This is a genomic window from Actinopolyspora mortivallis DSM 44261 (genome assembly GCF_000384035.1).
Taxonomy (GTDB): domain Bacteria; phylum Actinomycetota; class Actinomycetes; order Mycobacteriales; family Pseudonocardiaceae; genus Actinopolyspora; species Actinopolyspora mortivallis.
Genome location: NZ_KB913024.1, coordinates 1,648,746 through 1,669,315 on the forward strand (window position 1 = coordinate 1,648,746; position 20,570 = coordinate 1,669,315).

Annotated in this window: 22 protein-coding genes; 12 read left to right on the plus strand and 10 right to left on the minus strand. The window is 68.8% G+C overall.

Annotated features, from left to right (window positions below; all coding sequences use genetic code 11):
• Positions 1–176 precede the first annotated feature (176 nt).
• Positions 177–1,604 (plus strand): aldehyde dehydrogenase family protein, encoded by a 1,428-nt coding sequence (locus ACTMO_RS0107975; protein ID WP_019854156.1) that lies wholly within the window; start codon positions 177–179, stop codon positions 1,602–1,604.
• Positions 1,605–1,638: 34 nt separating this feature from the next.
• Here ACTMO_RS0107975 and ACTMO_RS0107980 read toward each other — a convergent pair whose 3' ends face one another.
• Positions 1,639–2,583 carry a cation diffusion facilitator family transporter gene (locus tag ACTMO_RS0107980; protein WP_019854157.1) on the minus strand — a complete coding sequence of 315 codons (945 nt, stop codon included), beginning with the start codon at positions 2,581–2,583 and terminating at the stop codon, positions 1,639–1,641.
• Positions 2,584–2,784: 201 nt separating this feature from the next.
• Here ACTMO_RS0107980 and ACTMO_RS0107985 point away from each other — a divergent pair, with 201 nt between their 5' ends.
• Entirely contained in the window at positions 2,785–4,032 is a 1,248-nt protein-coding gene (locus ACTMO_RS0107985; protein WP_019854158.1) for a multidrug effflux MFS transporter, read from the plus strand.
• Positions 4,033–4,099: 67 nt separating this feature from the next.
• Here the strand turns inward: ACTMO_RS0107985 and ACTMO_RS0107990 are convergent, their stop codons facing one another.
• Complete coding sequence (locus tag ACTMO_RS0107990) at positions 4,100–4,366, minus strand: DUF3040 domain-containing protein (RefSeq protein WP_019854159.1); 267 nt, start codon at positions 4,364–4,366, stop codon at positions 4,100–4,102.
• A 336-nt stretch (positions 4,367–4,702) separates the two neighbouring features.
• Between ACTMO_RS0107990 and ACTMO_RS0108000 the strand changes: the two genes are divergently transcribed.
• Positions 4,703–4,972, plus strand: a complete 270-nt coding sequence (locus tag ACTMO_RS0108000) for a DUF1876 domain-containing protein (protein WP_019854161.1) — start codon at positions 4,703–4,705, stop codon at positions 4,970–4,972.
• 48 nt (positions 4,973–5,020) lie between these two features.
• On the opposite strand, the gene ACTMO_RS0108005 is transcribed toward ACTMO_RS0108000, so the two are convergent.
• Positions 5,021–5,926 carry a universal stress protein gene (locus tag ACTMO_RS0108005; RefSeq protein ID WP_019854162.1) on the minus strand — a complete coding sequence of 302 codons (906 nt, stop codon included), beginning with the start codon at positions 5,924–5,926 and terminating at the stop codon, positions 5,021–5,023.
• Between the two features lie 129 nt (positions 5,927–6,055).
• A complete protein-coding gene (locus ACTMO_RS0108010) occupies positions 6,056–6,493 on the minus strand; it encodes a universal stress protein (protein ID WP_019854163.1) in 438 nt (145 codons plus the stop codon).
• Positions 6,494–6,792: 299 nt separating this feature from the next.
• Between ACTMO_RS0108010 and ACTMO_RS0108015 the strand changes: the two genes are divergently transcribed.
• From ACTMO_RS0108015 to ACTMO_RS0108050, 7 genes are all read left to right on the plus strand, one after another.
• On the plus strand, positions 6,793–8,223 hold the full coding sequence (locus ACTMO_RS0108015) for an endoglycoceramidase I (protein WP_019854164.1): 1,431 nt from the start codon (positions 6,793–6,795) through the stop codon (positions 8,221–8,223).
• 93 nt (positions 8,224–8,316) lie between these two features.
• Positions 8,317–8,490: a universal stress protein gene (locus tag ACTMO_RS0108020; protein ID WP_157062839.1), complete on the plus strand. Its 174-nt coding sequence runs from the start codon at positions 8,317–8,319 to the stop codon at positions 8,488–8,490.
• Between the two features lie 412 nt (positions 8,491–8,902).
• Positions 8,903–9,508: an Rv1733c family protein gene (locus ACTMO_RS20730; protein WP_019854166.1), complete on the plus strand. Its 606-nt coding sequence runs from the start codon at positions 8,903–8,905 to the stop codon at positions 9,506–9,508.
• A gap of 28 nt (positions 9,509–9,536) precedes the next feature.
• Positions 9,537–10,124 carry a CBS domain-containing protein gene (locus ACTMO_RS0108030; RefSeq protein ID WP_181188253.1) on the plus strand — a complete coding sequence of 196 codons (588 nt, stop codon included), beginning with the start codon at positions 9,537–9,539 and terminating at the stop codon, positions 10,122–10,124.
• Positions 10,125–10,864: 740 nt separating this feature from the next.
• A complete protein-coding gene (locus ACTMO_RS0108040; protein ID WP_019854169.1) occupies positions 10,865–11,155 on the plus strand; it encodes a WhiB family transcriptional regulator in 291 nt (96 codons plus the stop codon).
• 287 nt (positions 11,156–11,442) lie between these two features.
• On the plus strand, positions 11,443–12,381 hold the full coding sequence (locus tag ACTMO_RS0108045) for an alcohol dehydrogenase catalytic domain-containing protein (protein ID WP_026448986.1): 939 nt from the start codon (positions 11,443–11,445) through the stop codon (positions 12,379–12,381).
• Between the two features lie 145 nt (positions 12,382–12,526).
• On the plus strand, positions 12,527–12,790 hold the full coding sequence (locus ACTMO_RS0108050; protein WP_019854171.1) for a DUF3040 domain-containing protein: 264 nt from the start codon (positions 12,527–12,529) through the stop codon (positions 12,788–12,790).
• A 41-nt stretch (positions 12,791–12,831) separates the two neighbouring features.
• On the opposite strand, the gene ACTMO_RS0108055 is transcribed toward ACTMO_RS0108050, so the two are convergent.
• From ACTMO_RS0108055 to ACTMO_RS0108065, 3 genes are all read right to left on the minus strand, one after another.
• Positions 12,832–13,710: an NAD(P)-dependent oxidoreductase gene (locus tag ACTMO_RS0108055; protein WP_019854172.1), complete on the minus strand. Its 879-nt coding sequence runs from the start codon at positions 13,708–13,710 to the stop codon at positions 12,832–12,834.
• Between the two features lie 137 nt (positions 13,711–13,847).
• Positions 13,848–14,297, minus strand: coding sequence for a gamma-glutamylcyclotransferase family protein (locus tag ACTMO_RS0108060; protein ID WP_019854173.1), 450 nt, complete (start codon positions 14,295–14,297; stop codon positions 13,848–13,850).
• A gap of 27 nt (positions 14,298–14,324) precedes the next feature.
• Entirely contained in the window at positions 14,325–14,849 is a 525-nt protein-coding gene (locus ACTMO_RS0108065; RefSeq protein WP_019854174.1) for a hypothetical protein, read from the minus strand.
• A gap of 411 nt (positions 14,850–15,260) precedes the next feature.
• On the opposite strand from ACTMO_RS0108065, the gene ACTMO_RS0108070 reads away from it, so the two are divergent.
• On the plus strand, positions 15,261–16,151 hold the full coding sequence (locus tag ACTMO_RS0108070) for a universal stress protein (RefSeq protein WP_019854175.1): 891 nt from the start codon (positions 15,261–15,263) through the stop codon (positions 16,149–16,151).
• A gap of 36 nt (positions 16,152–16,187) precedes the next feature.
• On the opposite strand, the gene ACTMO_RS0108075 is transcribed toward ACTMO_RS0108070, so the two are convergent.
• Positions 16,188–17,915 (minus strand): carbon starvation CstA family protein, encoded by a 1,728-nt coding sequence (locus ACTMO_RS0108075; protein ID WP_019854176.1) that lies wholly within the window; start codon positions 17,913–17,915, stop codon positions 16,188–16,190.
• A 106-nt stretch (positions 17,916–18,021) separates the two neighbouring features.
• On the opposite strand from ACTMO_RS0108075, the gene ACTMO_RS0108080 reads away from it, so the two are divergent.
• The gene (locus ACTMO_RS0108080) at positions 18,022–18,825 is read left to right on the plus strand and encodes a hypothetical protein (protein ID WP_026448987.1); all 804 of its coding nucleotides are present in this window, start codon (positions 18,022–18,024) and stop codon (positions 18,823–18,825) included.
• 31 nt (positions 18,826–18,856) lie between these two features.
• On the opposite strand, the gene ACTMO_RS20735 is transcribed toward ACTMO_RS0108080, so the two are convergent.
• Positions 18,857–19,714 carry an endonuclease/exonuclease/phosphatase family protein gene (locus ACTMO_RS20735; protein WP_019854178.1) on the minus strand — a complete coding sequence of 286 codons (858 nt, stop codon included), beginning with the start codon at positions 19,712–19,714 and terminating at the stop codon, positions 18,857–18,859.
• A 153-nt stretch (positions 19,715–19,867) separates the two neighbouring features.
• Positions 19,868–20,545, minus strand: coding sequence for an MBL fold metallo-hydrolase (locus tag ACTMO_RS0108090; RefSeq protein WP_019854179.1), 678 nt, complete (start codon positions 20,543–20,545; stop codon positions 19,868–19,870).
• Positions 20,546–20,570: the final 25 nt, after the last annotated feature.

The following is a 20,570-nucleotide window of genomic DNA, read 5'->3' on the forward strand; positions in this document are numbered from 1 at the left end:
CGCGTCGGTACGTTTCGTTCCGACGGCGAGACCTCCCGCGCCGGGTGGTGCCCGTCGTGCTTCGGAGAGCACAGCGTGCCGTTCTGGCGAGTTCCTCCTCCGTTCTTGGACGAACCGGCGATGTCCGGGGTGAGCGCGGCCGCCGTAGCGTCGGGACGACCGAGACGAGGAGGACCATGCACACCGGATACTGGGTGGCAGGCACGTACAGGACAGGCGAGGAGTCCTTCGCGGTGACCAGCCCGTGGGACGGCGCCACGGCGGGTACGGCGTACTGGGCCACCGAGGACGACGTCGAACGGGCGGTGGCCGCCGCTCATGTCGGTGCTCGGCGGACGGCGACCCTGCCCGCACACTCCAGAGCCGATGCGCTCGACCACGTACGTTCCCTGCTGCGGCAACGTTCCGAGGAGTTCGCCGAGCTGATCACCGCGGAGAGCGGAAAACCGCTCTTCTGGTCCCGTGCCGAGGTGAACCGGGCGGTGTCGACCTTCGGATGGGCCGCGGAGGAGGCACGACGTTGGTCCGGGCGGATGCAGCGTCTGGACACCGAACCGGGAACGGAGGGCAGGCTGGCCCTGGTGCGCGGGGTTCCCCGCGGGCCGGTGCTCGGCATCTCCCCGTTCAACTTCCCGCTGAACCTGGCGGTGCACAAACTGGCCCCCGCCCTGGCCGTGGGAGCTCCCATCGTGCTCAAACCGGCTCCGAAGACGCCGTTGACCGTCCTGCGACTGGGCGAGCTGCTGGCCGAGACCGAACTCCCCGCGGGAGCGTGGTCGCTGGTGCCCGTGGCTGACACCAAGGCCGCCGAACTCGTGGCCGACCCGCGTCTTCCCGTGGTGTCCTTCACCGGTTCGGGGCCCGTGGGGTGGGGGATCAGGGACTCCGCGCCGCGGAAACACGTCACCCTCGAACTCGGGGGGAACGCGGCCGTGTACGTGCACCGGGACTGGACGGACACGGACTACGCGGCCGAGCGGATCGCCACGTTCGCGATGTACCAGGCGGGGCAGTCGTGCGTGTCGGTGCAGCGCGTGTTCGTCCACCGCGAGCTGTACGAGGACGTGTTGCCCAGGCTGGTCAAGGCCGTGGAGTCCCAGGGATCCGGAGATCCCCGCGCGGAGGACACCAGGGTGGGGCCGCTGATCGACCGGGAGGCCGCCGAGAGGGTGCAGCACTGGGTGGACGAGGCCGTTCGCGCGGGGGCACGGGTGCTCACCGGCGGGGTGCGGCACGGCTCGACCTACGAACCCACGGTGCTCACCGGAGTCCCTCCGCAGGAGAAGGTCGTCGCCGAGGAGGTGTTCGGCCCGGTGATGGTGGTCGAACCCGTGGAGTCGGAGCGGGAGGCCTTCGAGCGGATCAACGACTCCCGCTACGGCCTGCAGGCCGGGATCTTCACCCGGGACGTGGGGCTGGCGTTCCGGGCGTCCTCCGAACTGGAGGTGGGAGGCGTGATCGTCGGTGACGTGCCGAGTTTCCGGGCCGACCAGATGCCCTACGGGGGAGTGAAGGAGTCCGGGGTCGGTCGGGAGGGGGTCCGCGCGGCCATGACCGACCTGACCGAGGAGAGGGTGACCGTGCTCACCGGGGTCCTCCCCTGAGGATTCCACCGCCGACTCTCGTTCCCCCGGGGGATCACGCGGGGCCGGTTCCCTCGTCCCGCCCGGACTCGCGGGGGAACAGCGAGTCGGTGGGCAGGAAGTCCTGGTGATGGTCGACCTGCAACGTGGTGTGGCGGATGCCGTGGCGTTCGAGCAGCAGTCGCTCGACCTCGGTTCTGCGCTCGTGGCAGTCCCGTTCCTCCGCCACGAGGACATGGGCCGACAGGGCGGGAAATCCCGAGGTCACTTCCCAGACGTGCAGCTCGTGTACGTCGACCACTCCGTCGACTTCCCGGATCTCCCCCTCCAGGGACTCGGGGTCGATCCCCTTCGGAGCGGCTTCCAGGAAGACGCGGGCCGAGTCCCGGACGAGACCGTAACCGGCGCGGGCCATGAGCGCCGCTATGAGCAACGCGGCGACCGCGTCCGCCCTGGTCCACCCGGTGAGCATGACGAGGAGACCGGCCACGGCCGTGGCGACGAACGCGTAGAGGTCGTTGAGGATGTGTTGGAAGGCCCCCTCGACGTTGAGGCTGCGCCGGTTCCCCCTGCTGATCAGCCAGGTCGCCACCAGGTTGACCACGATCCCGACCAGTGCCGTGACCAGAACCGGGGTCCCGGCCACGTGGGGTGGTTCGAACAGTCGCCGGACGCCCTCGACGACGAAGTAGACGACCAGCACGAACAGTGTTATGCCGTTGATCTGGGCCGACAGTATTTCGGCTCTTTTGAGGCCGAAGGTGTAGGCCCCCTTCGCCGGTCTGCGGGCGAGTCCGGAGGCCAGCAGAGCCAGGGCCAGGGCTCCGGCGTCGGTGAGCATGTGGGCCGCGTCGGAGAGCAGCGCGAGGGAGGAGGCGTAGATCCCGACGGCGACCTCGGCGAGCATGAACAGCGCTATCACGGCCAGCGCCGCCCCCAGGTGGCGTCGGTCGGTGTCCCGGTCGGCGGTGTGGGGGTGACCGTGTCCCTGTTCGGCCATGCGCGCACCTCGCCCCCGTCGTCCCGGATCTTCCATCCGCGCGACGGGAGATTCTATCGTTCGTGGCCGTGCACCGCAGGGAGCGCGAGGTGACGTCGGGAAAACGGGTGGGACGGGTGCGCGACGGGAATAAAACGTTCCTCGCATTCGCTGCCGAAGATGGCACTCCTGTCATTTCGTGTTCCCGTCCGGAAGGTCGTGATGGAAAAACTCGCAGAGCACAGCACGTCCACCTCGACCAGTGCGCGAGCCTCCGAGCCCACAGGCTGGGCCAGAGCCCGGATCATCCTCGTACTGGGGGCGTTGGTGGCCCTGGTCCCGCTGACCATCGACATGTACCTGCCCGCCCTACCGGCCATCGGGGACAGCCTGAACGCGGGTTCCTCGGCCACCCAACTGACCCTGACCGGGACGCTGTTGGGACTCGGTCTCGGCCAACTCGCGATCGGCCCCTTCTCCGACGCGGCGGGGAGGCGGCTCCCGTTGATCCTGGGAATCTCCCTGCACGTCGTCGCCTCGCTGTTGTGCCTGGTGGCACCGAACATCGTGCTCCTCGGGCTCCTGCGCGTACTCCAGGGAGTGGGCGGTGCCTCGGCCATGGTGGTGGCCCTGGCCTCGGTCAGCGACCTGTTCACCGGTCGCACCGCCGCGACCACCCTGTCCAGACTGATGCTGGTCAACGGTGCCGCGCCGATCCTCGCCCCGACCCTGGGCGGCATCATCCTGCTACGGCTGTCCTGGCGCGGGGTGTTCGCCGTGCTGGCCGCCCTCGGGGCGGTACTGCTGGTGCTGGCCGTGCTCGCGTTGCGGGAGAGCCTGCCGCCGGAACGGCGTCACCGGGGAGGGATGCGACCCGTACTGGGTTCCTACCGCCGTCTGCTGACCGACGGTCAGTTCATGGTGATGATCCTGGTGGCCGCGCTGGGAATGTCCGCCCTGTTCTCCTACATCTCGGGCGCCTCCTTCGTGCTGCAGGAGCAGTTCGGGTTGAACCAGCAACAGTTCGGGCTGGTGTTCGGGCTCGGAGCGCTGACGATCATCGCGGCCACCCAGTTCAACGTGGTGCTGCTGCGCAGGCTCGCTCCGCGTCAGATCGTGTTCGGCGCCCTGGCGACGGCGACGGTGGCCGGAGCCGTGCTCACCACGGTCTCCGTACTCGGGCTCGGAGGACTGGTCGGTTTCTTCGTCCCGTTGCTGTTCATGCTCGGAGCCGTCGGTTTCGTACTGCCGAACGCCCCGGCGCTGGCGCTGGAACGACACGGCGACTCCGGAGGCACCGCCGCCGCGCTGTTGGGGGCGGTCCAGTTCGGTCTCGGTGCCTTCATGGCACCGATCGTCGGGGTGCTCGGCAACGACGGTCCCGCCATGGCCATGACCATGACCGGGGGAGTGCTGATCGCCCTGGTGGCGCTGAGCGTGGTGACGGGAAGGAAACCCGCGCGCGGTTGACCACGCTCGGCCCCCTCCCGGCAACTCGTCGGGGAGTTCGGGTGGTCCGTCCCACCCGAGTGGGCGATTACACGGCGTACACGCGCCAGTCGTGCAGTGCGATCAGCGCGGTCGCCAGGGCCACGCCGAGGAAGAATCCGCCTCCCTCGCCGAGCAGCAGACACAACGCGGCACACGTGTAGGTGAACACGACCAGTGCCGTTCTGGGTCTCAGCGCTCCACGGAACGAGGGGTGTGAGGCCCGCCCGTTCATGCGTTCGGCGAGGCCGGGGTCGTCGCCGGTCAGGTGTCGTTCGATCTCGTCGAGGCGGCGCCGTTCGTCCCGGTCGAGCATGTCCACCTCCCGTGGTCGAACCGGTCGGCTCCAGACTCGCGCGGGCGGAGCCGGCGGGAAAGGGGGGAACCTACCCGAATCTGATATGTGACCGCTTTTGGTCTCCCTCCGCACCCGCCGGCGAGGGTGGACTCCTTGCACCGCGGGTGTGACCGCGCTCACCATGGTGTTGTGTGCTTCGTTCCGCGTGATGCGCTCGTCCAACCGGGAGAGGGCGGAACGAATCCTGTTGAAGGGCCGAGCGGAACCGTTTTCGCGGGACGGGGAGGAGGCGGACACCGACGCCGTCCCCGGACAGGTCAGGCGAAGGTGACGCGGTGACATCGGGAGGGCATCATGATCGCGACCGAGGAATGGTCGGTGACGATCCACATCGACGAACGCGAGGACCGCACCCACGCCGAGGCCCGGTTGAGACGGCGGGGTGGGGAGGAGATTCGCGGTAACGGGCTGGCGCGCAGAAACCCGCACGACGTCAACGTCCCCGAGATAGGTGCGGAGTTGGCCGCGGCCCGGGCGTTGTCACAGCTGTCGCACCAGCTGTTGGACGTCTCCATCGCCGACGTCGAGCGTTCGACGGGGCAACCGGCGCATTTCCACAGCTGAGCGCGCATCCGTTCCGGCGGCGGGGTCTCGGAGCGTCCGACTGCCGCTTCAGTGCACGACGGCCACGGGACAACGCGCGTAGTGGGCCACGGCGTAGCTGACCGATCCGAGCAGACTCGACCGGATCGGCCCGCGTCCCTGACTTCCCACCACGAGCAGGTCGGCCTCTTCGGAGGCGGAGAACAGCGCGTCCGCGGCTCCCTGGTCGGTGACCACCTCGCTGTGCAGGGGGACCTCCGGATGGCGTTCGCGCCAATCGGCCACGGTTTCGGCGAGGACCCTCTCGCAGGTCTCGTGCACCTGGCTCTGGTCGAGCCTGCGCCGGGCCGCCGGGGAGACGGCGTACTTGCGGATCTCGTTCCAGGACAGCAGTGCGCTCAGCTCCGCTCCGTGACGTGAGGCGAACTCGTAGGCGAACTGGACCGCCCGGGAACTGCCCCGGGAACCGTCGACCCCGACGACCACCCTGGTGAATTCGCGCGGGTTGGTGGTGATCCTTCTCAGTTCCCGTTCGCCCCGTACCACCACCACGGGAGTGCGGGCGGTGCGAACCAGCTCGGCGGAGGTGGAACCGAGCAGTATCCGCCAGGGCTGGGCCTGGTCCGGCGGTCCCAGCACCAGCAGGTCCTCCGGCTCGGTGGCCTCCCCGAGAATCTTGGCCGGATGCCCTATGCGCATCATGGTGCGGACCCGAAGGTCGGGAAGTTCCTGGGTGCACTCGGTGGCCATGGCGTCGAGTTCGGTCTCCGACTCCGTACGCAGCGGTTCGAACTCCACAGCCTCACTGGGCAGGCGGATTCTGGTGAACTGCTCCAGCGGGACGGGGATGGCCCGGACGATCAGGAGGGATTGGTTCCTGCTGGCCGCTTCGAAGGCGGCCCAGCGAACCGTGTGCCGGGAGTGTTCGAGTGCCTCGAAGCCGACGACGACCTTTCCGGCACGTTCCGCGTTCATCGCTGACACCCTCCCGAGTTCGTCGGAGCGGTGGTCTCCGCTGCTGGCGGCGGGTTTTCGCCTGATCCGGGGCCCGTGGACCATGGTAGTCGGACACGCGGACGGGTGTGTGCGAAAAACGCCCCGAGGCTATTCGACGGGTTCGCGGACCACGACCACGGGACAGGCCGCGTGGTGGACACAGTGCTGGGTGACCGAGCCGAGCAGGGCGCCGGGGAAACCTCCGTGGCCCCGGGAGCCGAGCACGAGCAGGTCCGCGTCGGCGCTGGCCTCCAGCAGGGACCGCGTCGCCGACCCGCGTGCTACTCGTCTGTCGATCTCCAGGTCGCTTCCGAAACGGGAGAGGGCCTCGGTGACCGCCCGCGTCAGTTGACGGGTGGCGTTCTCCTCACCACCCCGGTCGACCTTGGGAGCCTGTGGGTCGTGGTAGTCGGGAGGAGCCCAGGCGACCAACGCCGTGACCTCCGCGTCGTTGGTGAGCGCGTAGCGCAGCGCCCAGGTCAGAGCCTCCTCGGAGTCCGGTGAACCGTCCACTCCGACCACGACTCGTTCGGGTTCGGTACCCATGCTCTCCTCCCGGGTCGGGTGGGATCCCCGTGCGGGCTGACTCGGGGTGTTCCCGCGGTGGCCGTGCGTCGTGGTCGGGGAGATCCGCGGTGCGGGGCGGTTGCGGAACGGAAGTCCGCCCGGCGGGGACGGTGTGAGGTCGTTCGCCGTGCTCACGGTACTGCTCGTGCGCGGGAACGACAATGTGAACTCCCGGGCGGCTCCGTACCTCCGATCCGGTGACAGGGGTACGACACCGTCGAATTAAATGAATAATTTTCATACAGTTTGTCCCGTTATCCGACAGTGACGGAGCGGGTATGAGAAGACTGATCACGCTGGCCCTCGTGGCTGCCACCGCCGTGTTGTCGGTCGCCGGGGCGCAGGTCCACGCCGAGAGTCCGTCCCGACAGCGGGCGGGGGAGTTGCGCATCCAGGGACGGTGGTTCCTCGACGAACACGACCGCCGGGTCCTGCTGCACGGGGTGAACAACGTGGACAAAACCGCTCCCTACGTCCAACCGGGGGACGGTTTCACCGTGACGGCCGAGGACGCCCGCCTGTTGGCCGGACACGGGTTCAACACCGTCCGTCTCGGCGTGTCCTTCGACGGACTGATGCCGAACCGTGGCGAAGTGGACGAAGGGTATCTGGACCGTATCGCCCACGTGGTGGACGTTCTCGGTGCGGAGGGCATCCACGTGCTGCTCGACAACCACCAGGACGGACTCAGCGAGATCTGGGGTGGAAACGGCTTCCCGGAGTGGGCGCTCGAAAGCCGACCGTTTCCCGGGGAACCGAACCCGGGCTTTCCGCTGTACTACCTGATGCCGAGTATGAACCGGGCCTGGGACGAGGTCTGGAACAACAGCAACGGGGTGCTCGACCACCTGGGGGACGCGTTGGCGGCACTGGCCGAGAGGGTCTCCGACAAGCCCGCCGTGCTCGGCGTCGAGCTGTTGAACGAGCCCTGGCCGGGAACGGCCTTCCCCACATGCTTCCCCGCCGGATGTCCGGCCTTCGACCGCGAGTACCAGGCGGTGCACGAACGACTGACCGAACGGATCAGGGGCGTGGCTCCGGAACTACCCGTGTTCTGGGAACCCAACGTCACCTGGAACCAGCTGATGCCCACCCACATGGCCGATCCCCCGTGGACACCACCGATCACCGACGAGCGGGTGGCGTTCTCCTTCCACGACTACTGCCTCGCCAGCCAGGCCGCCACCTACCTGGGACTGCCGGAGGAACTGGTCGGAGCCTGTCCGGCGCAGCACGAGCTGACCTGGTCCCACGCCGACGACTTCGTCGCACGGACGAACGTTCCCGCCATGGTCACCGAGTTCGGAGACGGTGATCCCCGTGTGCTGGCGAACACCCTGGAACGGGCCGACGAGAGGTTCGTGGGCTGGCACTACTGGCACTACACGAGTGTGGTCGGATCCGCCGAGGAACGGGGGGACCCCTTCGGAGGGGAACTCGGAAAACAACTCGTCCGGACCTACCCGCGAGCCACGGCGGGAACACCGGAGTCCATGGACTTCGACCCGGAAACCGGTCGGTTCGAGTACACCTACCAGCCCGAACCGGCCACCGCCCCCACCGAGATCTACGTGTCGGACCGGCACTATCCGAACGGCTACGAGGTCTCGGTGCGGGGTGGACGGGTGGTCTCGGAACCCGGTTCCTCCACCCTGCTGGTCGAGTCCACCGGAAGCGATCCGGTCACGGTGGACCTCCGAGCCGAGTGAACCGGTCCCCACACCGACACCGCATCGGGCGGAGGGGAACAGAAAGCCGTTCGTGGACGAGTGAACGGGCGACTGCTGCGCGAGCATCGGGGCATGACGGATTCCGCGACACCGCGGATCGTGGTCGGGGTGGACGGCTCGGACTCCTCGACGCCGGCCGCGGTGTGGGCGGCTCACCAGGCTGCGTGGTACTCGGCGAAGCTGTGTCTGGTGCGCGCCTACGTGGTTCCACGGCGAGGGGTTCCGTGTTTTCCCTTGTTCCGGTGAAGGCGCTGCGCCGGGGGTTGGTGGCGCACGCCGGTTTCGCCGCGCTCGGCGCGGAACTCGCGGACGGCCTCCGGCTCGTTGGTCGGCGGGGTGCCGGTGCCGGTTGCCCGTGGGACACGGCAGCCCGGAGCTGATGCGGTTCGTTCTCGGCGGCGTTGGTGTGCGGCGGAGGGCGTCGAGTTGTGTCATCTCCGGTGTTCGCCCACGGTGGGGAAGTGCTGTGCTCCCGGGCCGGACGCGGGCGGGTGGTGCCAGGGCGGGGGCGGGAACGAATCGCTGGTGGGGGTCGTTGCGTCGGCGTCCAGGAAACGCACCGACACCGTCGAACCGTACGGGGTGAACGGGGCACGGAAACGACAGCTGTTCGGATCCGCCTGGTTCGTGCGGAGCCTCGGAGAGGGAAGGCGGCGAGATGGGGGAGTCCGTTCTCCGTGCCGTGCGGCTGCTTCGCCCGGGAGCCAGTCCGCTCGCGCGGGTCTCGGACAGGGTCGAGGGTGTGCTGCTCGTCTTCGTGGTGCTCCTGCCCGTGCTGAGCCTGCCGGTCTCGCTCGTGATCGGCTCCCAGACCTACGCGGAACAGCTCCGACTGGCTCGGCAGCAGGAGAACACCAGAACTCCGGTGATGGCCGTGTTGACGGAGGACGCCGTCGCCACCGTGCCCCGCGCACGCGGTTCCACGATGACGGAGGCCTCCGCCTCCTGGAGCTCGCCCGACGGCCGGGTCCGCACCGGAACCGTGGCGGTGCGGGCGGGGGCCCGGAAGTGGGAGAGCGTGCGTATCTGGATCGACGCGGAGGGAAGGAAGGTCCCCGCCCCGTTGACCGAGAGCGCCGCTTTCCGGGAGGCGAGCGCGGCCGTTCTCAGCTGTTGGCTGGCGGTGTTGTTCGGCTCCACGGCGGTCTTCTGGGGGACACGCTGGGTTCTGGACCGTCTGCGCTGGCGTGCCTGGGAACGGGAGTGGAACAGTTACGGCAGGCTCTGGGGCGGCTTCCACGGCAGTGGAAGCGGAGAAACGTGAAGGGATCTCGATGCGGGTGCGGGATGTCATGAGCGAACCGGGTGTGGTGGCGCGGGCCGACACCCCGGTGAAGACCGCGGCGGGTCTGTTGGTCGAACACGGGGTGACGGCGTTGCCCGTGGTGGATTCCGAGGACCACGTGCTCGGGGAGGTGACCGAACTCGACCTGGTGCGGGACCGCTTTCCCCGCGACCCCCGGTACTCCAGTGACGCCGAGGGGCGTGCCGACCTTCCTCCGGGAGTGGTGGGTGAACTGATGTCGCCGCGTATCACCGGCATCGACCCGGAGACCGATGTGACCGATCTGGTGAAGGTCCTTCTCGAGGAGCGGATCCGCAGTGTTCCCGTCGTCGAGGACGGACGTCTGATCGGGATGGTGACCGGACGCGACCTCGTGCGCACCCTGGCACGCAACGACGACCTCCTGGCGCGGGAGATCAGCTACCGTCTTTCCTTCCTCGGTGGGCAGGGACGCTGGACGGTCCGGGTGCACGAGGGCACGGCCGTGATCACGGACGAGTTCGACAGCGCCGAGGACCGCCATGTGGCGCGGGTGCTGGCCGAAAGCGTTCCGGGTGTGCTCCGGGCCCGATGCGCTGTGGCCGGGTCCGAGTGAGCGGATCAGCGCGGTGTTCCCGTGAGGGCCGTGTGCTGCTCCCCCCGTTCGTTCCCGGTACCGGCCCGTTCGGCCCGCGGCCGTTCCGCCTCCGTGTTTCCGTCCTCCGACGGATGGAAAGAATGCGACATCACACCTCCGATTTGGTGATTACCGGTGTACGAGAAGGCGGATTCGTGTGTAGGATGCAGACGATCAGCGTTGCACGGGTGAGTCGCGGCGCTGCCGGGTGGACTGCCTCTCCGAGAGTCTTCAGGCCGACGAAGCGGTAAACACCGGGCTGCGACGCTGGTCAAATGGGGTAAACGTGGCTACTGTGGGATCCGGTTACGGGCTGAGGTCGTCGCTTCGGACGGCGGAATCCCGTTGGCGGAATCAGGTGACCGCGGAACCGGTGTGGTTACGACAACAGGAAAACCCGGCCACGGGCGTCCCGGACGGATGACGCGCGCCCTCTTTTCGAACCACGGGGTTGGAAATCCTTCGAGCGCGCCCGCCCGGATCCTCCGGAAGGCCGATCGTGTGAGTTCTTGTGAGCGGACACACCCGTGCGGCGCGGAACTGGTCCCGGTCCCACAGCGTTGCAGGTGAGGCTGGTCGTTGTCCTGCCCCGTCGACGTGTTCGACGGGGTGGCGGACTGCGGCCTTTTCACCGCCGCGATGTACTCACACGCCGAAAGGCACCCAGAACCGACCACACGCACACGACCGCGCCCAAAAGAGAAAGGAGGCGCCCCACCATGGACACCATGAGCACCGGCTGGCAGCACCGCGCCAGCTGCCGCGACCAGGACCCGGAACTGTTCTTCCCGGTATCCGAGGTAGGTCCCGGAGCGCAGCAGGTACAGCGTGCCAAGGCAGTGTGCGCCAGCTGCCCGGTCCGTTCCGAATGCCTGGCCTACGCGCAGAGTCACGGTCTCGACTTCGGCATCTTCGGCGGAATGACTCCGGACGAACGGCGCAAGTCCGCCCGGCGTGCCCGCCGTTCCACCGCGTCCAACGGTGCCCAGTCCTCGACGGCTCGTCAGTGACGGTGTGACGGACCGGTTTCGCCTCTCGGTCTCCCGGCGATCCTGCCGGGACGTGCTCCCCGTGACCGATCCCGGTTTTCTCGGACCCGTTCCGTGCACCCCCGCAGCCGTGCGCCGTGGCCTCGCGTGACTTCCCGTGACGGTGCCCGAGTCCCCCTACGTACTCGGGCACCGTCACGTTTTTGTTTCCCCCGGTCGTGGTTTCTTTCTCCCGGTTCGTTCGACAACGGTGCTTCGAAGGGTTCCGCCGTGGGAATGTCATTACCGTCTCGCTGGTTGAGTCCGGTATGCGAGCAGTGGGTGTGACCGAGTTCGGCGGTCCCGAGAAATTGCGTGTCCTGGACGTCCCCGAGCCCCGTCCGGGAAGGGGAGAGGTTCGGATCCGGGTGCACGCTGCCACCGTGAATCCCACCGACACGGCGTTGCGGGCCGGACAACACCGCACCGACGGGCTGGAACCCCCCTACATTCCCGGTATGGATGCCGCGGGGGTGGTCAGCGCGGTCGGCGAGGACGTCGACTCCCCGCGGGTGGGGGACCGGGTCATGGCCGTGGTGGTGCCGATCCTCCCGCGCGGAGGGGCGTACGCGGACGAGATCGTCGTTCCGGCGGCCTCGGTGGCGCCCGTTCCGGCGGGAACCGACTTCGCCGCTGCCTCCACACTGCCCATGAACGGGCTCACCGCGCATCTGGCGTTGCGTCAGCTGGCCCTTCCGGCCGGATCCACGCTGGCCGTTACCGGAGCCGCAGGAGCGTTCGGCGGCTATGTGATCCAGCTCGCCAAGGAGCAGGGGCTGCACGTGATCGGTGACGCCTCCGAGGCCGACGAGCGGCTGGTGCGGGACCTCGGTGCCGATCGGGTGGTGCGCCGAGGGGAGGACGTGGCCGAGCGGATCCGGGAGCTGGTGCCCGAGGGGGTCGACGGTGTCGCCGACGGTGCCGTGCTGAACGAGGCGGTGGCTCCTGCCGTGCGGGACGGCGGCGGGCTGGCCGTGGTGCGTGGCTGGAAAGGGGATCCCGGCCGTGACATCACGGTGCACAGAGTGCTGGTCGTCGAAGCCGCCGAGGACAACGCGGCCCTGGACGAACTGCGTCACCAGGCCGAGCGGTCGGTGCTGAGCCTGCGGGTCGCCCGGGTGCTGCCCGCCGAACAGGCGGCCGAGGCTCACCGGCTGCTGGAGGCCGGAGGGACTCGCGGCCGACTGGTGCTCGACTTCTCCTCCTGAGCCGAGCAGTGGGTGCGGCCCTGCGGAACAGGGCCGCACCCACTGAGTTCCCCCGCGATTCCGTGCCTGGCTCCCGGGGGTACGGGAGTGTGACACTGGTGCTGCCGGAGGGGAGTGGACAGGCAGCGTTGCCGGGAGGTCGGCGATGTTGGACAAACACGAACGCCGCAGCCTGGAAGAGATCGAGAGCCGGCTCACCGAGGAGGACCCGGAGCTGGCACGGGGGTTGGCCGAGGGAACCCCGCGATCCGTCTGGCGTGGGATCTCACCACTGCTCGTGCTCGCCGGGGTGGCGATGGCGCTTTCCGTGACGCTGTTGGTGCTGACCGAGTTCGGCGCCGCGTTACTGGCGGCCGTGCTGGCGGGATCGGCCGTGCTGGTCCGGATGTGGCGGCTGCGTGGCCGATGAGGTCGCGAGGCCGGCAGTCCGGCAACACCGGACAGGCCGCTTCACCGTGAGGTGTGGGGCCCGTCCGGTCCGAACGAGGCGTAGTAGGCCGCGGCCATGTCCGAGTTCCCGTACCCGGCCTGTTCCGCACGGGCGAAGCGTTGCCGCGCGGCGGCCACGAGATCCATCCGCAGGTGGTGGTCGGCCGCCTCGAGGACCAGATCGGCGTCCTTGCCCGCTCCGTGGACGGTGAACGAGGCAGCGAGCTCTCCGTTCAGGATCGCCGATCCCTTCAGGTGGGCGTAGGGGGAGTCGGTGGCCGTGCCCTCGATGGCTCCCAGGAACAGGGTCGGGTCCACGCCGAGGTGTTCGGCCAGCGCCATCGACTCACCGACCGCGTTGGTCAGGCTGAGTATCCAGCTGTTGACCGCCAGTTTGAGTCTCGTCGCTTCGGCTCTGGCGGGATCCTCACCGACCCACACGGTGTCTCGCCCCACCGCGTCGAAGATCGGTCGTAGCGCGGTGCGGATCCGTCGGGGAGCGGCAGCCAGTACCGTCAGCGTCCCCTCCTCCGCCGGGGCACGGGTCCCGAGCACGGGAGCGTCGACCAGTGGGGTTCCCTCTGCGACCTTCCGGGCGCGGTCCATTCCACTGAGGCCGATGGTTCCCATCTGTACCCAGATCGCTTCGGAGGCCAGTTCCGGGACCGCCGCCTTCCCGGTTTCCACGGTCGCCTCCGCGTCCAGCAGCATGCTCACCAGCACGTCCGCGTTCCCGGCCGCCTCCTCCGGCGTGCCTGCCACCGTGGCACCCGCCGAACCCAGCGGTTCCGCCCTGGCCGCGGTACGGTTCCAGACCCGGACATCGAAGCCGGCTTCGAGCAGGTTGCGTGCCATCGGAGCACCCATGGTGCCGGTTCCCAGGAAAGCGATCGTCGTCATCGTGGCCTCCGGAGCGTTCGTCTCCCACGCGTGAAGTGGGGATCGCGGTCGGGGTACCCGTTCCGCCGCACCGGAACACCCGGGCCACGGGGGTGGTGGATACCGGTCGGAAGGTCCGCTCGTGCGCCGGGCGAGGCTCAGCGTGTCGTGGACCAACCCCCCGGCAGTTCGGTCATCCCGGTCACGGAAGCACGCCACAGGTAGACCCAGCACGGACGGTCGGGGGCGAGCCGCAGGACGCGGCGTTCGTACTCCGGGCCCTCGTAGTCGTCCAGTATCGGCAACGCCGTCGCGGGGTCGTGCAGCCGGTACACCTCGGCGGGCACTCCCCTTCCTGGTCGCGGAGTCTCCCCGTGACGGGAAGCGTCGAGCACCAGGGCCGGATAACCGTGTCCCGTGTCGTACAGCACCCCCGGCAGCAGGACGTCCTGCTCCCGCGCACCGACCAGCGGTCTCAGCAGGTCGGCGGCGGAGGAGTCGCTACGCAGCGTGCCGTACACGGCGATCCTGGCGAGCCGGTCCTCCCGCGGAGCTTCGGGATCACGGGGGCGAGCGGGCCGCCACCCACCGTCACTGGTCACCACCATGTCGGCTCGCCAAGAAACCGCGCCGGCTCACTCGTGCGAGGGCCGCTGACCGCCCCGTTTGCTGAGACTCGACAGCAGCCGCTCCATGACCTGCGGGTCGAAGTCCTCCGAGTCCGGTTCACTCCGTTGTTCGGAGGGACTCGTCCGTTTCGGATCGCGACGGGGAAGCGGCACGTCGGAGGCACGCATCCCACGCGGAAGCTCCAGCTCGCACCGTGCGATCCGGCCCCTTCCGGAGGGAAACACCTCCACCCGCGTGCCAGCGGGATCCTCGGGGACCGTGCCGGGCAGCACTCCCGCCTCGTCCTCCACTTCGATGACCAGGTTGTTGCCGTGGATCCGTAGCCGGACGGAGACGAAACCGGGAGCCTGGGCGTCGGAGTGGTTGACGACCACGGAAACCAAGTGGGTCGCCGCCTGCGCGGCCTCCTCCGACATGGGGCGCAGTGACCATTCGCTCAGCGTGAAACGGACGAACATGTCGGTGCAGTTCACGGCGCTCTGCAGCGCGACGAGCCGAAGGTCGTCGGTCTGCGCGATCTCGGTATCCACCTCGGTCCTTCCCTTGTCGGCATCGTAGCCCGCCGCCGAAAGGCCACACGCTGCCGAACCGCCGCAGCCGCCTCGACACCGAGGCCGTCCGTGTCGCGACCGAGGGACACGGTGTTCACGGGCGCCGGCGACGCGTGTCCTCATCCGTATTGTTCACTGTCGGAACCGGCGCTTACCGGCCGGGGTTGTTCCGGCACAACCTCTGTCCGTGTGATACGCGCGATGATCGCACACCCGCCGGGGCCACGAACAGAGGCGGAACCGTTGCGGTGTTCCCGAACCTCGTTCTGGCCCTGCCCGGACCCCTCGGACGAGTACCGGGGTGGGGTGGTGTTTCGTCTCCGGTGCGCACGGGAACCTCTCTGCCAACGAGCACCTCGTCGGGGCAGCCGAGAATCCCGGAGTCAGCAGATGTCGAACTCGACGACCAGGCCGGTTCTGGTGGGGCTGGACGGCTCGCCCACCTCGTTCGAGGCCGTGCGTTGGGCGGCCCGTGAGGCCTCCTACCGCGCGGCCCCGCTGCGTGTGGTGCACGCCGATGTCTCCGCGCTGAGTTACGTCCCGGACACGCTGGGGACCTCCGCCCCTGAGTCGGCCAACGAGACCGCCCGGGAGTTCATCCGGGACTGGCTGCGCAGCGCCGAGGAGATCGCGGCGGCGGAAGCCCCTGAGATCCGGGTGGAAACGGGGATTCGCACCGGTTCGGCCCGCACGGTGCTGCTGGACGAGTCCAGTACGGCGCGGCTCGTGGTCGTCGGCAGCAGGGGGCTGGGCAGCTTCAGTGGGGTGATACTGGGGTCGGTGGCGATCGCGTTGTGCCAGCACGGTCAGACCCCGGTGGCGGTGATCCGGGAACCCGACGAGGGGGCCGAAGCCGTGGACCGGCCCGTTGTGGTGGGCGTGGACGGCTCCAGAGCGGGTGAGCCCGCGCTGAGGTGGGCGTTCGAGGCGGCTTCGTCGAGATCGGCGTCGTTGACGGCTGTGCACGCCTGGCACGACCTGGTGGTGGGAGAACTGTGGACCAGGGAGCAGGCCGAACGGACCTGGGACTCGGTGCGGGCCGACGAGGAACGGCTGATGTCCGAGGTGCTGGCCGGGTGGCGGGCCGACTATCCGGACGTGGTGGTGCACGAACTCGTCGTCTACGGCAAGCCCGCGCGGCTGCTGCTGGAGCAGGCCCGGAACGCCCGGCTGCTGGTCGTCGGTGCCCGTGGGAGGGGAGGGCTGGCCGGGTTGTTGCTGGGCTCGACCAGTCAAACCCTGCTGCACCACTCACCCTGTCCGGTCGTGGTGGCGCGGTGAGACGCGTCCACCGGGGCTGGCGCCTGCTTTTCGGTCTCAGGAAACGGGGTCCCGGGGTGTGGTGGGTTCCGTGTCACCGGACTGGGTTCGTCCCCGGGCGGCACGACGCAGCGCCACGGCCGCTTCGACGATCAGCCACACCGCCAGCAGGAAGATGACGGTGTCCAGCGGGGCGAGCACCCACTGGCCCTGTGCGAGGAACTCCACCAGGTTCAGTACCAACGCCCAGGTGGTCATCACCAGCAGGAACAGCAGGGGGAACAGCACCACCAGCGGATTGCGCCCGTTCTTGGTCACCCAGACCGCCACCACCGCCAGGGCGAGACCGGCCGTGAGCTGGTTGGTGGTGCCGAACAGCTGCCAGAGAACACCGAAGGTGTAGCCCTTCTCTCCCCCTCCGGGCAGCAGGGCCATGGCCAGTGGAACGGCCACGGCCACCGAGGTGGCCACGGTCATGTTCCGGGACAGGACCGAGACTCGGGTTATCTCCCCGATCTCCTGGACGACGTAACGCTGGAGTCGAACCCCGGTGTCCATGGTCGTGGCGGCGAAGCTGATCACCACGATGGTCGCGAACACGACTCCGATGCTGACGGGCAGTCCGAGGTTGTTCGCGAATCCGGCCACGCCCTCCACGAAGTTCTGCGTCGCTCCGTCGGAGGCCTTCGCGAAGCTCGCGTAGAGCTCGTTCCACTCCGCCGTGGAGCCGACGGCCCCGGCCGTCACGGCGAGCACGGCGGCCACGGCCAGCGTTCCCTCGCTGAGGGCTCCCAGGTACCCGATGTAGCGGGCGTCGGTCTCGCGGTGCAGCTGTTTCGACGACGTCCCCGAGCAGACCAGACTGTGGAATCCGGAGACGGCTCCGCAGGCGATGGTCACGAACAGGAAGGGGAACCAGCTGGGCGCGCTGTCCGGCACGTCGTTGACGAGCGGGGCGGCCATCCGGTCGAAGCCGACGAGGATGCCCAGCAGGATGACCCCGAGTCCGATGAACAGTTGGTGCGAGTTGATGTAGTCCCGCGGCTGCAACAGTAGCCACACCGGCAGCCGGGAGGCGACGAAGGTGTAGGCGAACAGGAGAACGACCCACAGGGTGCGCTGCCCCACGTCGAGGAACTCGGCCAGCGGTTCCACCGTGATGGGCAAGCGGGTCCCGAGCAGGATCGTCAGGTAGAGCACGATCACCCCGACCACCGAGGGCAGGAAGGCCGAGGAGCGGGTGCGGTAGACGTACTGGCCGATCCCGATGGCCAGGGGGATCTGCAACAGCACCGGCAGGACCGCCGCCGGGTTGGCCACGAACAGATTGGCGATGACCACGGCGAACACGGCGTTCACCAGGGTGAGCAGGAAGAATATGATCAGCAGGAACAGGGTCCTGGCCCTCCGCCCGATCACGTCCCTGGCCACGACCCCGATGCTCTGGGCCCTGTGCCGGACCGAGACCACCAGCGACCCCATGTCGTGCACCCCGGCGGCCAGGAGTGTTCCCAGGGTGATCCACAGCAACGCGGGACCCCATCCCCAGAACACCGCTATCGCGGGCCCGACGATGGGAGCGGCTCCCGCCACGGAGGTGAAGTGGTGGCCGAACAGCACGTGCTTGTTGGTCGGTACGAAGTCGACGCCGTCGTGTCGGCTGTGGGCGGGGGTGACGAACGCGGAGTCCAGAGCGTACACACGCCGGGCCAGATAGGACGAGTAGTAGCGGTAGCCCAGGGCGAAGAGACCCAGGACGACCAGTGCCGGGACGATCGCGGGCATGTCTCACTCCTCCGGCGTGGCCGTGTTCTCCGACGGCGTGGTACAAGCCACTGGCGGAGACTATCTCCCATTCGGGGGACACACCAGAGTGGAAGGATGTGTGTCGGTGCGGGAGTTCCGGTCGACCTGGCGGAGGGCGTGGACGGCTGAGCTGTGCTGGGTGGACGCGAACGGGCGTCCGAACGGGATCGCCGTGACCCCGCTGCTGAGGTCGGGCACCCCCTGTGTGGCCCTGCCGTACTGCCACTTGGGGCTGGCCCGGGAAATCGCCACCGCCGGACGGGTCGGCGTGGCCGTCACGGACCGGCGATCCCTCGGAGGCGCGACCGGGGCTCTCGTCGCGTACGGCACGGTGGTGCTCACCGAGGACCGCTCCGGTCGGGTGTTCCTCGACGAGCTGCTTGACCAGGAGTTGACCAAGTACCCACCCAGCCGGGTGCTCGCCGACAGCGCACTGGACCGCAGGGAGAACTGGTGGTGGACACCACGGCTGCTGCTGGAACTGACCGGCACGGACGAGGTGCTGGAACAGCCGCCCCGTTCCGCTCCGGCGGAGCACGCCCTGCTGCTCCGTGCCGAGCCCGCCGGAGTGCGGATACGGAACGTGGCCCTCCACGGTGCGAGATCCGAGCGGGTGTCCTGTACCGCCCTGGACGGGGCGGAGGTTCCGTGCTTCGACACGGGGACGCTCTTCGGCCACGACTACACCGCTCCCGACTTCGAACGGTGGGAGAGTTGGCGACTGTTCGGGGACTGCCGTCCGGAGGGGTTCGTGGTGCGAAGCCGTGAGGGGGATCCGGACCGACGGCTCACGCCACTGGGGCTGCTGGAACGGTTGCGGCGCGGCCGTCGGATCGCCAGAGCCTGCCGCGACGGTCTCGAACGCGCCGAACGCGGGGGGGTGAAGTGACTTTCGTTCCGGAGTCCCGGGAAGCACGACATTACTGTCCGTGTTCGCCTGGCGGGACGGAAAGGCCAGCGACCACCGGAAGGTGGTCTGAGGCCCCACTCCACGGGGTCGCGGAACACGAGACCGTGATCTGCGGTGACACGGCGATGTGGTCGATACGGACCCGGGGCTCGCGCGTCGGGTAGGTGGGCCTTCCCGGAGGAGGTTCCGTCGTCCGCAGTCGTCTCCACAGCGGCGCCAGTTCCGGAGCGCGAGCCGGCGCGTTCAGGTCCCCGAACAGCACGGTCGGCTCCCCGGCAGGATCCGCGGCGAGGGTACGTAGCGCTTCCCGAACCTGTCTGCGCCGTATCCGCGGGTCGGGGCGGTGGTCCAGATGGGCGGAGTAGGCGTGCAGACGGGTGCCCTCCAGGTCGAGGACGACTTCGGCGAAACCGGGCCGCCGACGAGGGGGCTGTTCCGGACGGAGGGAGTTCACCCTGGTCATGCGGTGGTTGGTCGTTTCGACGATCGGCAGGGCGCTCAACACCGCCGTCCCGAACCGGCGGGGCGGGGAGTCCGGGCCGGGAGGAGGCAGGGTGTACACGGGAGCGAAGAACGCCCGCATCGACAGCCGCTCGGCCAGCGCGGCGACCTGGTCACGCCAGGAGCTGCGCGCCGACCAGTGCACATCCACCTCCTGCAGCCCGACCACGTCGGGACGCAGGGCTTCGAGGGTTCGGGCGGTGCGCTCCAGATCCGCCCTTCCGTCGGGGCCCCGGCCGGAATGGATGTTGTACTGCACCACGTGGAGTTCCGCTCGGGGCGGCACACCGGGGCCGTCGGGATACGGGCACGGGGCGGACTGGGCCGTCAGCAGGGAGCCGAGCAGTACCACGAGCGCCGCGACCACCGGTGCAGTCTCGCAGAATCCACGGCCTGGGGGAGTGATTTCCGCTCCGGCGGGTCCCGTGTCGTCTCACGGGACCCACCGGGGTGTTCGTTCACGGAACGGGGCCGCGCACGCTTCTTCGGCGGGTTCCGCCTCGGTGTCCCCGTGAGGCGGTCACCAGCCGCGCTCGCGCCACTCGGCCAGTTTGGGCCGTTCGGCACCGAGGGTGGAGTCGTCCCCGTGTCCCGGATAGAACCAGGTGTCGTCGGGCAGGACCGCGAACACCCGGTTCTCCACGTCGTCGATCAACGACCGGAAGTCCTCGGGGGAGTTGGTCTTGCCCACGCCCCCGGGGAACAGGGAGTCGCCGGTGAAGAGGTGGGGATGCCCGCTGGGGTCGCGGTAGAGCAGAGCGATCGAACCGGGAGTGTGGCCACGCAGATGGATGACCTCCAGGGAGCAGTCCCCCACCGTCACGGTGTCCCCGTGCTCGACCTCGTGGTCCGGAGGCACCGGCAGTGGCTGCGCGTCGGCGGGATGGGCCACCGTGTAGGAGCCGGTCTGTCCCGCCAGGGACCCGAGCGCCTGCCAGTGGTCCGGGTGTTGGTGGGTGGTCACGATGGTCCGCAGGCGCGGGCGGTCCTCGTCGTGTCCGAGCAGGTCGGCCAGGCGTTCGGGGTCGTTGGCCGCGTCGACCAACAGCGCGTCCCCGGTGTTTCTGCACGTGAGCAGGTACGCGTTGTTGTCCATCGGTCCCACGGAGACCTTGGTGACGGTCAACGCGTCGAGCCGCCTGCGGGCGGCGGCCCCTCCGGGCTGTACGTGTCCGGTGTAGTGTTCCTGGATCTCCACACCGCCGAGCCTAACGACCACCGGG